The following is a 13862-nucleotide window of genomic DNA, read 5'->3' as shown; positions in this document are numbered from 1 at the left end:
ATAAACAATAAAAGCCACTCAGTTCAAGTTGAGTGGCTTTCACGTTTAAATCGACCAGTTAAGCAATCAATTAAGCAATAGTGACAGATTTATTTAGATAAACATCTTGTACTGCATTAATTAGGGCAACGCCGTCTTTCATTGATTTCTTGAACGCTTTACGTCCTAAGATCAGACCCATACCACCAGCACGTTTATTAATAACCGCGGTACGAACAGCATCTTCAAGATCATTATTACCAGAAGCACCACCAGAGTTAATTAATCCCGCACGACCCATATAGCAGTTTGCTAATTGGTAACGAACTAAATCAATTGGGTTTTCAGTGGTGAGTTTTGTGTAAACACGCTCATCAGTATGACCAAAACCAATCGCTTTAAAACCACCGTTATTTTCAGCCATTTTTTGTTTAACGATATCAGCACCAATTGTTGCGGCTAAATGGTTTGCCTGACCAGTTAAATCTGCACTTGCATGGTAATCAACGCCATCTTTCTTAAAGGCTGGGTTACGTAAATAAGCCCATAATACTGTGACCATACCTAATTCATGAGCACGCTCAAATGCCATTGAGATCTCTTCAATTTGGCGACGGCTTTCTTGTGAACCAAAGTAAATGGTCGCACCCACTGCAACAGCACCCATTTCAAAAGCTTGTTCTACACTGGCATACAGTGTTTGGTCATATTGCGCTGGGTAGCTTAGGGTTTCGTTGTGGTTTAGTTTCACAAGGAAAGGGATTTTGTGTGCATAGCGACGAGAAACAGAAGCAAGAACACCATAAGTAGAGGCAACACAGTTACAACCTGCTTCAATCGCTAACTCAACAATATTTTTCGGATCAAAATAGAGTGGGTTTGCTGCAAAAGAGGCTGCGGCAGAGTGCTCAACACCTTGGTCAACAGGTAGAATAGACAGATAACCCGTTCCCGCTAAACGCCCGTGATTAAACAGGGTTTGCATTGAACGTAATACGCTATTAGGGCGATTGTTATCAATCATAACACGATCAACAAAGTCAGAACCTGGCAGGTAGAGATTTTCGCTCGGGATGGTTTGGCAACGATGTTCTAATAATGATTTTGCATCAGCACCTAACAAACTTACTATATCAGTCATTACATACTCCAGTTCATGATGAGATGAGAGTGATTGTCATTTATCTACATTAAGATAACAAGTCACATTGAGGCGGTAACCGGCAGTGGATCGCTTCAGGTAACACAATAAATTCAAATTTATTCCCTAAAAGGGGTTCTCCATCTAAATTAAACACCATTTCATGAGAAGCACTAATGTTTACCCAGCGACTTTCTCGCTCGATTATCTTGTCATTCTTTTTGCTATCAAACATGCTACTTAAAATTGAAGGGAGAAGTTCATGAGCTTCAACGATGGTGAGATTAAGTTTATTGTCATTAATTAAGGCTTCAGAACACAATTTCTGTCCGCCACCCGCTTGACGGCCATTACCGATAGCCAAAATAAGAGACTCACCTTCCCAGTGAAAATTTTCCGCTTCAATTGTGCAATGATCCGCTTTTAAAGAATCGATACTTAAAAGACCATTAATAAAATAAGCAGCGCCACCTAATGCAGACTTTAATGCTTCAGGCGTTTCTGTTGTGATTTTGGTTCCAAAACCCCCTGATGCCATATTGATAAAATAGTGAGTCTTATTCACCGCGATTACATCAATAGGTATTGCTCGGCCTTTAACGGCTAAGTTAAGTGCATTTTCCATATCACGAGGAATTTGTGCGCTGGTGGCAAAATCATTTGCTGTACCTAAGGGAATAATGCCAAGTGTCGGTAAAGATGAGGGTGAGAGGTTAATTAATTCAGAAACAACACTATTAATCGTTCCGTCGCCGCCTGCGGCAATCACCGTTTCGGCTTGCATATCGATAGCTTCTTGTACAAAACGTTGTATATCACTGGATTCCCAAGTCACTCTTACTTGGAGATCAAAACCTTCGTTACGTAATTGGTAAACCGCTTTTCTCAATGCACTGTTGTTAGCGCTTTTTCCATTAATGATTAGCAAACTAATTTTACTCATTGATGAGTCCCTTTAATTGAATCACTCTTTTAAAGGTAATGGATATCGAGAAAATTACTATTTTTTTTACAAATGATAACGAAAAAGGGAGTGGGCTTTATGTGAGAGAGAGTTACTAAGAAGGGTATAAAAAGAAAAGGCAAATCCAAGGGAGATTGGATTTGCCAAGGAGGTGGTTCCTAGTCTTACTGTATTCATTCTAGTTCTTTATTTTTCGGAACTGATGATACGGTAAACAAATCATTATTGATGTGATCTGTATTTGAAATTGACCACTTTAAATCAGATTATGACGCTTTACTTCACTTCTACCGCATCAATTTTATGCGGTTGGCGTGTTGTTGTACCTTGTAGGTTGCGGATCAGCAGTGCAAAATCTAAATCAACATCTTCAGGAACAGATAAATAAACCATGTGACCATTGCCTGGTGCAACATCGGTTGGCTGTTGTTTTTTGTTAAACAGCTCTTCTAACGTAAATTGAATATTTCCAGTTGGTGTCATTAATTCTAGGCTATCACCTAAAACAAATTTATTTTTAACATCAACTTCGGCTAAACCGTTTACACGTTTACCTGTAAATTCACCGACAAATTGTTGAGTGTCAGAGACAGAATAACCATATTCATAAGTTTGATATGCATCATGAGTATGACGACGTAAGAAACCTTCTGTATAACCGCGGTGTGCTAAGCCTTCTAATGTCGTTAGCAGTGTTGGATCGAAGGGTTTGCCTGCAACTGCATCATCAATAGCACGACGATACATTTGAGCTGTACGGGCACAGTAATAGAAGGATTTAGTACGACCTTCAATTTTCAGCGAATGCACACCCATTTGAGTTAATTGCTCAACGTGTTCAATCGCACGTAAGTCTTTAGAGTTCATGATATAAGTACCGTGTTCATCTTCGAACGCAGTCATATATTCACCAGGACGTTTTGCTTCTTCAATTAAGTAGACTTTGTCTGTTGGCGCGCCAACACCTAAAGTAGGCTCAACGTTTTTAACTGGGATTGGTGTGTATTTTTCAACGATATTACCTACATCGTCTTCTTTACCTTCTTCGACTTTATATTCCCAACGGCAAGCATTAGTGCAAGTACCTTGGTTTGGGTCACGCTTATTAATATAGCCAGATAACAGGCAACGACCTGAGTAAGCCATACATAATGCACCGTGAACGAAAACTTCTAATTCCATATCAGGAACTTGTTTACGAATTTCAGCAATTTCATCAATAGAGAGTTCACGAGACAGGATCACACGAGTTAATCCCATTTGACGCCAGAATTTTACGGTTGCCCAGTTAACGGCATTGGCTTGCACTGAAAGGTGGATATCCATTTCAGGGAAGGCTTCACGCACCATCATGATCAAACCCGGATCAGACATAATCAGCGCATCAGGGCCCATATCAATGACGGGTTTTAAGTCACGGATAAAGGTTTTTAATTTAGCATTATGCGGTGCGATATTAACCACAACATAGAAGCGCTTACCTAATTCGTGGGCTTCTTGAATACCTTTAGCAAGGTTTTCGTGGTTAAACTCATTATTACGCACACGTAAGCTATAACGTGGCTGACCTGCATAAACGGCGTCTGCGCCATAAGCAAATGCATAGCGCATATTTTTTAATGAGCCAGCAGGAGAGAGCAATTCGGGTGTAAACATGGTTAAATTTCCTGGTTCTGATTTCAAGTCAGTCCCCCACACATTGGGTAGGGGTATATCATAAAGGGGTGGATTCTAGCGCTTAAGTGTAGCGAGGTTCAATGTATTCCTGAAAAAATATCATCGAAAACGGTAAGCTTGGGTTTCCCAACGATAACCTTGACCATAAATTGAGCGAATAAATTCAATTTGATCGTTAAGTTGCTCAAGTTTACGTCGTAAGTTTTTAATATGACTATCAATGGTTCTATCCGTCACAATGCGGTAGTCATCATAAAGGTGATCCATTAGCTGATCGCGAGTTAATATTTTGCCGGGTTGCGTGGCTAAGGCTTTTAGTAAACGAAATTCCGCAGTCGTTAAGTCGAGAATTTTATTGTTGTATTGGATTTGATAAGCCTGTTCATCAATAAGGACTAATTTATCGCTTTGAACAATATCTTGTGGTCGATAAAAACGACGCAATAAGGTTTTGACTCTAGCTACCACTTCTCTTGGGCTGTAGGGTTTGCAAATATAATCATCAGCACCAATTTCAAGCCCAAGTAATCTATCAACTTCTTCTGTTTTAGCCGTCACCATAATGATGGGAATATCTGAAAACTGACGTAATTCTTTACAGACTGTAATGCCATCTTTAATTGGCAACATGAGATCTAACAAGATTAAATCGTAATGTTGCTGTTTTACACAATGGCTTACTTCGGCGCCATCGGCTAACCAATGAGTTTGATAACCCGATGCTTGAAGGTAATCAATAAGCAATTGGGCAAGTTTAGGTTCGTCTTCAACAATCAGGATTGAATAGGGCGATTCAGATACTGTCATTTATTGGCTCAATGGTTATAGGCTTAAAGATCATCAGAATATGCGGGTAATTCTATAAGGATTTTCATGCCACCTAAAGAGGAAGGCATAGCACTTATTTTACCATTATGAGCTTCAACGATATTTTCGCAAATCGCAAGACCTAAACCTGAACCCCCACTTGCACGATTTCGTGAGTTTTCTGCACGATAAAAACGTTGGAAAACAACTTTGTACTGAGCACTATCAAGCCCCGGAGCACTATCTTCTAATGTAATAAGCACATGGTTTTGCCCTTTATGGGTGCTGATATGTAATTGACCACCTGAATAAGTATAGCGCACGCTATTCTCTAGCAGATTATGGAAAAGCTGGATCAACCTATCAGGATCGGCTTGTACAATGAGTGGCGATAAATCATCTAACTCGGTGAGTAGCGTAATATCTTTAGTTTGATATGTGTGGCGATAAGAAGCCACAGCCAACAAAATCACCTCATTAATATCAATAAAATCTTTACGATAAGTTAAAGAGCCTCTATCTGATAATGAAAGCTGGTGGAGATCATTAACCAGTTTTGTCAGATTTGTGACTTCAAATAAAAGAGAGTTCAGCGTTTCTGTTGTAGGTTTTCTGACGCCATCTTGTAGCGCTTCAAGTTCACCTTTTAAAATAGCAAGAGGGGTTCGCAATTCATGTGAGATATCAGCCATATAATCACGACGAATTTGCTCATTTTTTTCTAGTGTGCTGGCAAGTTGATTAAAGTCGATAGCGAGTTGACTGATTTCATCTTTACTTGTAGGCGTTACTCGCACAGAAAAGTCACCGGCTGCTAATTTATGTGTCGCCTCAACGAGGCGTTTAACAGGGCGTATCATATTGCGAGAAAGAATAAGCGTGATAAATAAAGCAAAAAGAACCGTTAAACCTGCAATTATCCAGCTGGTAAGTAGTTGTTGTTTATCAAAACTAATATCAGCTTCACTACTGATTTTATCTGCCGCACTGACAATCACCCAACCCACAATTTCATCGTGAAAAGTAATGGGTTTTTTAAATGTCTCTGCGGGGAATTGATTGTCATGTCCAAATAGGCGCTTCATATCTTTATCAACGATCCAAAACTGTGTCCGCCAACCTCTGGGAGGAGGGCCTTCGCTACTTTGGCTTATTTGGTCAATACTTCGTAATATTTGATAAAGAGAACGATCATCCCTATTGAGGAAACGCCAATCTCCTGTTAAAGCATATTGTTCAGTTAAGGCTTCAGCTAAAAGAGTTGCACGCTGTTCACTGTTTTTCTTGATATAACCAATGAATCCTTGCTGGAAGCTACCACGGATACCAATATGCATGGCGAGAACAACCACCATACAAGTAGCGAAAACCACTAAGAACAGCTTGCTTCTCAATTTCATGCATTTGCCTCTTTTTTGCTGATACGTCGTTGTTGCCAACGTTCACGCAATCCATCAAAAAATAGATAAATAACAGGGGTTGTATAAAGGGTTAGTAGTTGGCTCATTAATAAACCACCTACAATTGTTATTCCTAAAGGTTGTCTTAATTCGGCACCATCTCCGCTACCTAACATCAATGGCAATGCCCCAAATAATGCGGCAAGCGTTGTCATAATAATAGGACGAAAACGCAGTAAACTAGCCTGAATAATGGCTTCTTTAGCCGACAATTTGCCTTCACGTTGCGCAGTAATTGCAAAATCCACCATAATAATGGCGTTTTTCTTCACAATACCAATCAGCAACATAATGCCAATAAGTGCAATCAGACTAAAAGGCGTATTAAAAAGCTGTAATGCTAATAAGGCACCCACACCCGCAGAAGGTAGGGTAGATAAAATGGTCAGCGGATGAATATAGCTTTCATACAGCACGCCTAATACCAAATAGACCGTTACAATCGCCGCTAAGATAAGAATAAGCTGTGATTTGATGGTTTCTTGGAAAATCTGTGCTGTACCTGCAAAAGTCCCTCTGACGGTATTAGGCACACCTAACTCTGTCATTGTGCGTTCAATAGAATCAATTGCATCAGCTAATGTATAGCCTTCAGGAATATTAAAGGCAATAGTTGAAGATGCAGATAACCCTTGGTGATTAACACTTAATGGCGCATTTGCCGGATACCAACTTGCAAATGCAGATAATGGAATGCGCTCACCTTGATTATTGACCACATACATTTTATCTAACGCAGAGACATCTTGTGTATATTGCTCAGAGACTTCCATCACGACTTTATACTGATTTAACGGCGCATAAATGGTAGAGATCTGACGTTGACCAAAAGCATTGTTCAGCAAATTATTGGCATCACTGACGTTAATACCTAATTGCGACATAGTATCGCGATCGTAAGTCAGTGCCATTTCAGCACCTTTATCTTCTTTATCAGAGTTAACATCGACAAGCTGGGGCAGTTCGCCTAAAGCTTTACGGACAATCGGCTCCCATTTACGCAACTCGCTTAAATCATCCGCTAATAATGTAAATTGATAACTGGCATTCGCTTGGCGTCCACCCGCTCTAACATCTTGTACTGGCATTAAAAAGAGGTTGGCACCCGGTTCATTAGCTAATTTTGCCCGTAGGCGGTTAATCACTTGATTTGCGCTATCGGTACGCTCTGACAGTGGATTGAGGGAAATAAACATAAATCCACTATTAATACGGCCTCCACCTGTAAAGCCTGTTACGCTATCGACGTCTTTATCTGCATTAATTTCTTGCATAAAACGGGTCATTTTTTCTTTCATCGATTGGAATGAAATACTTTGGTCTGCACGCACAAATCCCATTAAACGACCCGTATCTTGATCGGGGAAAAACGTTTTTGGCGCACTGATGTATAAATAAGCATTTAAGCCCAATGTGGTGAGAAAAATGGCCATAACCCAGCGTCGATGACGCAATGCAGCTTGCAATGTGACACTGTAACCTTGCTGAGCGCGGAAAAGTAACTTACCAAAACCGCGTAAATGCGACTGCGCTTTGGGTTTCATCCCTTTGAGTAAATGCGCGCACATCATGGGTGTTAGCGTTAGAGAAACAAATAGCGAGATAGCAATAGCCGTTGTTAAGGTGATGGCGAATTCTTTAAATAATCGCCCAACAAGACCATCCATTAACAGTAATGGAATAAAAACGGCAACAAGAGAAATACTCATCGAAAGGACAGTAAAACCGACTTCACCAACCCCTTTCAAGGCGGCTTCTTTAGGTTTTAATCCATTCTCAATATGGCGAGAAATATTTTCAAGCACCACAATGGCATCATCAACTACAAAGCCTGTCGCTACAGTTAATGCCATCAATGAAAGGTTATTTAGACTAAAGCCACAAAGGTACATGGCTGAAAAAGTACCAATTAATGAAACGGGTACAGCAACCGCTGGGATCAGCGTGGCGCGACCAGAGCGTAAAAATAAGAATACAACTAAAATGACCAGTGCCACAGCAATGGCTAACGCACGTTCAACTTCTGCTAATGATGCGCGAATAGTTGGTGTTCTATCTTGTGCGACTTTTAAGTCAACGCTTGCAGGAATAAGCTCACGTAATTCTGGAAGCTCATCACGGATACGATTTACAGTTTCAATGATATTGGCACCCGCTTCACGACGAATAACCAGCAAAATTGCAGGCTCTCCGCCGCTCATTCCTGCGGCTCGCGAGTTTTGTACTGAGTCGGTAACTTGTGCCACATCACTTAAACGTACAACGGCATCTTGATTGTAATGCACGATCACAGGGCGATATTCAGCCGCTTTACTGAGTTCATCATTAGTTTGGATCTGCCAACGACTTTCATCGTTATTGACAAAGCCTTGAGGTCGCCGCACATTCGCTTGGTTAATCGCTTTTCTAACATCATCAAGACTGACATTTTGGTTAAATAACGCATCGGGATTGAGGGCGACACGTATCGCGGGCAATGATCCTCCACCAACCGAAACTTCACTCACACCTTCAATCTGTGAGATTTTTTGTGCCAACCGTGTTGAGGCGAGATCGTAAAGCTCCCCTGTATTTTGAGTATCAGAGGTGAGCGTTAAGATCATAATCGGAGCATCAGAAGGATTCGATTTATAATAACGCGGACGGCTTGGCATACCTGAAGGCAACAAACTTTGTGAGGCATTTAACGCTGCCTGTACATCACGAGCTGCGGTGTTGATATCTTTGTTTAAATCGAACACCAGCGTAATGCTAGTACTTCCAAGCGAACTGCTTGATGTCATTTCATCAATACCGGCAATTCGCCCTAAAGAGCGTTCAAGCGGTGTTGCCACAGAAGATGCCATCGTTTCTGGCGACGCCCCGGGTAAGGAGGCGTAAATATTAATAACCGGATAATCAACTTGGGGCAATGGAGCAACAGGGAGCAACATAAACCCTAATGCACCACATAGCGAAATCGCCAAACTGAGCAACGTAGTTGCTACGGGTCGTTGAATAAAGAGGGCGAAGAACTTCATGATACAGCCCCGTTATTATTCTCGACGTGTTTATTACGGTTGATGTAGAGCGATAATTTATCAAATAACAGATAAATCACTGGTGTCGTAAACAGGGTTAAGATCTGGCTCATAATTAAGCCACCGACCATACAAACCCCTAATGGCTGACGTAATTCTGCCCCTACACCCGTACTTAACATTAAAGGTAGAGCACCTAAAAGGGCTGCCATTGTGGTCATTAAGATTGGGCGAAAACGCAATAAACACGCTTGGTAAATCGCTTCGTAAGGCGTTAAACCTTGTTCTCGTTCGGCAGCAAGGGCAAAGTCTATCATCATGATCGCATTTTTCTTTACGATCCCGATAAGCAAGATGATCCCAATAATCGCAATAATATCAAGCTCATTGCCTGCGGCGATTAACGCCAATAATGCGCCGACACCTGCTGTTGGCAGTGTAGATAAAATAGTAATAGGGTGAATAAAGCTCTCATATAGCACACCTAATACAATATACATTGCGACAATTGCTGCGATAATTAGCCACAAAGTACTTGAAAGCGCACTTTCAAACGCCAACGTCGCACCTTGGAATTGAGTCGTGATATCTCTTGGCATCGAAATTTGCTCTTCAGCCAATTTCACTGCTTTCACCGCTTCTTCAAGAGAAGATTGTTCCGCGACATTAAATGAGAAGGTTGCCGAAGGAAATTGCTCTTGATGATTAATAGAAAGTGGCGCTAAGCGTTGCTCAACGGATGCAATAGATAATAAAGGTACCATCGCACCCTCTTTACCCGTTAAATGCACGGCAGAAAGTGCCTGCAATCCATCACCATTACGAATATCTTGTTCTAATACCACGCGATACTGATTGGCTTGAGTGTAGATAGTTGAAATTAAACGCTGACCAAAAGCATTATAAAGCGCGTTATCAATTTCACTCATTGAAATGCCTAAACGACTTGCTGAGTCTCTATCCACTTTGATATACGCCATCATGCCGTTATCTTGCCAATCACTGCTGATATCAGTTAATTCAGGGCTATCTTTTAGTGCTTGAGAAAGTTTTGGCACCCAATAAGCCAATTCATCTAATGATGTTGCTTGTAGTGTAAATTGATACTGAGTACGAGAAACTTGCGTATCAATCGTTAAATCTTGGGTGGGTTGCAGATAGAGAGTCATTCCTGAAATAGAAGCAATACGCTCTTGTAAACGAGGAATAATCACATCAATACGGGAATCTCGCTGATCAAGAGGCTTCAATGTAATTTGCAAGCGGCCAGTGTTTAAGGTTGCGTTGCTTCCATCAATGCCCACAAAACTAGCAATATTATCAATAGCAGGATCATCAATTAATTTATCAACGACCTGTTGCTGTTTTTCTACCATTGCTTGATAAGAGATGGATTGTGAGGTTTCAATGGTTCCTTGCAATAGCCCATTATCTTGTAATGGGAAGAAGCCTTTAGGAATAAACATATATAGCAATACAGTCAGCACCAATGTGCTAAGTGCCACGCCAAGGGTTATCCATTGGTGGTTTAAAACACGTTTTAACCAAACTGCATACACTGCAATCATTCTTTCAAAGAAACGTTCGCACGCCATTTCAAAGCGGTTATGCTTGATTTCATTTTCGGGTTTTAGCAATCGAGCACACATCATTGGCGTTAATGTGAGTGAAACCACCGCAGAGATTAGAATGGCGACAGCAAGAGTGATTGCAAACTCTCTAAATAAGCGACCTACAATATCCCCCATAAATAGCAGTGGGATCAGTACGGCAATCAGAGAGAAGGTAAGCGAAATAATGGTAAAACCAATCTCTCCAGCGCCTTTTAAGGCAGCTGTTAGCGGTTTATCACCACGTTCGAGATAACGGGAGATATTTTCAATTACAACAATGGCGTCATCGACAACAAAGCCTGTGGCAATGGTTAATGCCATTAAGGTGAGGTTGTTGACAGAGAATCCACAAAAATACATCACGGCAAACGTACCCACTAATGAAAGTGGTACAGCAATACTTGGGATTAAGGTGGCGACACCATTACGTAAAAAGAGATAAATCACCATCACCACAAGGGCGATAGCTAAGCCGAGCTCAAATTGTACATCTTTAACTGAAGCGCGGATTGTTGTGGTTCTATCAGTTAAGATCTCAACATTCACTGATTTCGGTAAATTAGAGACTAAATCGGGTAATAAATTACGAATATTATCAGTGGTATCAATGACGTTAACGCCGGGTTGACGTTGAACATTAATAATAATCGCCTGCTCATTATTCGCCCATGCACCTAACTGATTGTTTTCAGGTGCTTGTTCAATAGTTGCAATATCAGATAGACGAATGGGCGCGCCATTTTTATAAGTAACGATTAATTGGCGGTAATCTTCTAATGATTTCATCTGATCATTAGCGGATAACGTCACAGAGCGAGTTGGCCCATCAAGGCTACCTTTCGCTGAGTTAACGTTCGCATTATTAATTGCTACACGAATTTTTTCGCTATCTAAACCGTAAGATGCTGCGGCTTGCGCATTGAGTTTGACTCTAACAGCAGGGCGCTGACCACCCGCTAATGCCACTAAACCGACACCATTAACTTGTGAAATCTTTTGCGAGATACGAGTTTCAACCATATCTTGCAACTGTGTCATCGGTAATGTTGAGCTAGTCACCGCTAAGGTTAGAATAGGCGGATCTGCTGGGTTTACTTTGCTGTAAATTGGTGGATAAGGTAAATCGGATGGCAGCAGATTAGTCGCCGCATTTATCGCAGCTTGTACCTCTTGCTCTGCAACATCTAATGGTAATGTTAATTGGAACATCAGTGTGATCACCGAAGCCCCACCAGAGCTTTGTGACGACATCCGTTTTAACCCAGACATCTGTCCAAATTGACGTTCTAGTGGAGCAGTAACCGCTGATGTCATTACATCAGGGCTTGCTCCGGGATAGAGAGTAACGACCTGAATCGTCGGATAATCAACTTCAGGTAATGCAGAAACGGGCAGCATACGATAGCCGACAATCCCGGCTAAGAGTATGGCGACCATAAAAAGGGTTGTTGCAACAGGGCGTAGAATAAATAAGCGAGATGGCCCCCCGCCTGTACCGTGTGTTTTTTCGGTCATTACGCTTTCTCCGCAACAACACGGTTATTTTCTTTCGTCTTTGGCGCTGTTGGTGTCACGATATCGACTTTCGCACCCTGAGTTAATCTATCCACACCATCGGTGACAACACGTTGATCTGCCGATAAACCGGAAGCTATCACGACTTTTTCCGCATTTTGTAAGGCAACTTCAACACGTAATTTACTCACTTTATTTTCGCTATCCACCACCCAAACAAAGTGACCTTCATTACCCATTTGTAGCGCTGCATTTGGAATAACAACGGCTTTCTCTAATGTGGTGACATAAAGACGAACATTGACAAATTGGTTAGGAAATAACGTCGTCTCTTGCTGAGGGAAGCGCGCTTTTAATTTAATGGTGCCAGTTGTTGCATCAATTTGGTTATCAACACTAAATAATTTTCCTTTAGCTAATTCAAATTGATTATTTCTATCTAATGCGGTGACAGGTAAATCTGCATTATTTTTACGTGCTTGAATAACATTCGCTAGATCTTGTTCTGGCAATGTAAAAAGTACATCAACAGGGTCCATTTGATTGATAACGACGATAGGCGTAGATGAACCACCAGAAATATAATTACCGATATCAACTTGTTTTAAACCCACTTGACCTGAAATAGGTGCTGTGATTTTGCTGTAAGTGAGTTGCAGTTGTGCATTACTGATAGAGGCTTCATCAATACGAATGCTCGCTTCAGACTGTTTTACTAAAGCTTGCTGATTATCTAGCTCTTGTTGTGAGACTAAATTGGTTTTTGCTAATTTCTGATAACGGGCTAAATCAAGACGCGCATTAGCTAATGTAGCCTGATCTTTTGCAAGCTGTCCTTTAGCTTGAGCTAATTGAACTTCAAATGGACGAGAGTCAATTTCAGCTAATAAATCACCTTTCTGAACGTGTTGTCCTTCCGTGAAATGTAATGCCATTAATTGACCTTCAACGCGGCTAGTAACCGTTACGCTGTTTGTGGCTTTTACTGTACCTAAAGCAGATAAAAATTGTGGCACATCTTCTTGTATTGATGTTGCAACTTGAACTGGAGGTAAAGGCGGGCGACGAGATCCAGATGTACCTCGACTTTGTGAGTTTGTTGCTTGAGCCTCTTTATTTTCAGGCGACGCTGTTTTTGCTGCATTAAATTGCCAATAGGCGTAACCACCTGCGATTACGACGATTAAAGCGATAATGAGAGAAACTCTTTTTTTAGCATTTTTGTTTTTATTCATTACTTTTGTGATCCCACTGGCAACTAGCTAATCAGAAATACTGAAATGAAAATTTGGAATGGTGACATTCTACCTGTTTCTTCACAGTTAAAAATGGAGGAAATATGGAAATTAAGTCAAGGAATGTGTTTTATTGGCGTTATTTTAATCAATTAAAACAAATTGCTACTGGCATTATTTTATCGTTGTTATTCAATAAGGGATAATTTGGCAAAATAGGGTAAGCAGTAGCGTAGCTTAATTGTTTATATAGGGATAATTAAGTAGAAAATAATTTATTGATTATCAGTGAGTTATTTTGTTTGCTGTTTTTTTAATCGCATAACTATTTTGTACAAATGCCTGTAACTATGATAAAACGCAATAGTTAGTTATAATTCTTAGATAATTATGCTTTCCAGTGATAGAATGCCAACCTTGTTTTTCTCTGCGTTGAACTCTTTTCAAAGAA

At 40.7% G+C, this 13862-nt stretch carries 8 protein-coding genes; all 8 read right to left on the bottom strand.

From position 1 onward, the window contains the following. Window positions 1-70: 70 nt before the first annotated feature. Window positions 71-1120 carry a class I fructose-bisphosphate aldolase gene (gene fbaB / locus EHE21_RS11355; protein WP_006533078.1) on the bottom strand — a complete coding sequence of 350 codons (1050 nt, stop codon included), beginning with the start codon at window positions 1118-1120 and terminating at the stop codon, window positions 71-73. Window positions 1121-1169: 49 nt separating this feature from the next. Further along, window positions 1170-2063, bottom strand: coding sequence for a lipid kinase YegS (yegS, locus tag EHE21_RS11350; protein WP_194950737.1), 894 nt, complete (start codon window positions 2061-2063; stop codon window positions 1170-1172). A 297-nt stretch (window positions 2064-2360) separates the two neighbouring features. Next, window positions 2361-3740 (bottom strand): tRNA 5-hydroxyuridine modification protein YegQ, encoded by a 1380-nt coding sequence (yegQ, locus tag EHE21_RS11345; protein WP_075674055.1) that lies wholly within the window; start codon window positions 3738-3740, stop codon window positions 2361-2363. Window positions 3741-3860: 120 nt separating this feature from the next. Next, the gene (baeR, locus tag EHE21_RS11340) at window positions 3861-4568 is read right to left on the bottom strand and encodes a two-component system response regulator BaeR (RefSeq protein ID WP_194950736.1); all 708 of its coding nucleotides are present in this window, start codon (window positions 4566-4568) and stop codon (window positions 3861-3863) included. Between the two features lie 23 nt (window positions 4569-4591). Next, window positions 4592-5968, bottom strand: coding sequence for a two-component system sensor histidine kinase BaeS (baeS, locus tag EHE21_RS11335; RefSeq protein WP_194950735.1), 1377 nt, complete (start codon window positions 5966-5968; stop codon window positions 4592-4594). After that, complete coding sequence (mdtC, locus tag EHE21_RS11330) at window positions 5965-9048, bottom strand: multidrug efflux RND transporter permease subunit MdtC (protein WP_194950734.1); 3084 nt, start codon at window positions 9046-9048, stop codon at window positions 5965-5967. Before mdtC ends, baeS begins: the two co-directional genes overlap by 4 nt. Next, entirely contained in the window at window positions 9045-12176 is a 3132-nt protein-coding gene (locus EHE21_RS11325; RefSeq protein ID WP_194950733.1) for an MdtB/MuxB family multidrug efflux RND transporter permease subunit, read from the bottom strand. The genes mdtC and EHE21_RS11325 overlap by 4 nt, the downstream gene beginning before the upstream one ends. Beyond that, window positions 12176-13411 carry an MdtA/MuxA family multidrug efflux RND transporter periplasmic adaptor subunit gene (locus EHE21_RS11320; RefSeq protein WP_088495282.1) on the bottom strand — a complete coding sequence of 412 codons (1236 nt, stop codon included), beginning with the start codon at window positions 13409-13411 and terminating at the stop codon, window positions 12176-12178. Before EHE21_RS11320 ends, EHE21_RS11325 begins: the two co-directional genes overlap by 1 nt. Window positions 13412-13862: the final 451 nt, after the last annotated feature.

It is taken from the genome of Proteus sp. GOKU (assembly GCF_015475555.1).
GTDB lineage: Bacteria > Pseudomonadota > Gammaproteobacteria > Enterobacterales > Enterobacteriaceae > Proteus > Proteus mirabilis_B.
The sequence above is the reverse complement of the archived record's forward strand: the minus strand, read 5'-3'. Positions and strand labels throughout refer to the sequence as shown.

What these genes read in the sequence shown, in the direction of transcription:
- fbaB (WP_006533078.1), bottom strand. Translation starts at nt 1,120, where the DNA reads ATGACTGATATAGTAAGTTTGTTAGGTGCTGATGCAAAATCATTATTA.
- yegS (WP_194950737.1), bottom strand. Translation starts at nt 2,063, where the DNA reads ATGAGTAAAATTAGTTTGCTAATCATTAATGGAAAAAGCGCTAACAAC.
- yegQ (WP_075674055.1), bottom strand. Translation starts at nt 3,740, where the DNA reads ATGTTTACACCCGAATTGCTCTCTCCTGCTGGCTCATTAAAAAATATG.
- baeR (WP_194950736.1), bottom strand. Translation starts at nt 4,568, where the DNA reads ATGACAGTATCTGAATCGCCCTATTCAATCCTGATTGTTGAAGACGAA.
- baeS (WP_194950735.1), bottom strand. Translation starts at nt 5,968, where the DNA reads ATGAAATTGAGAAGCAAGCTGTTCTTAGTGGTTTTCGCTACTTGTATG.
- mdtC (WP_194950734.1), bottom strand. Translation starts at nt 9,048, where the DNA reads ATGAAGTTCTTCGCCCTCTTTATTCAACGACCCGTAGCAACTACGTTG.
- EHE21_RS11325 (WP_194950733.1), bottom strand. Translation starts at nt 12,176, where the DNA reads ATGACCGAAAAAACACACGGTACAGGCGGGGGGCCATCTCGCTTATTT.
- EHE21_RS11320 (WP_088495282.1), bottom strand. Translation starts at nt 13,411, where the DNA reads ATGAATAAAAACAAAAATGCTAAAAAAAGAGTTTCTCTCATTATCGCT.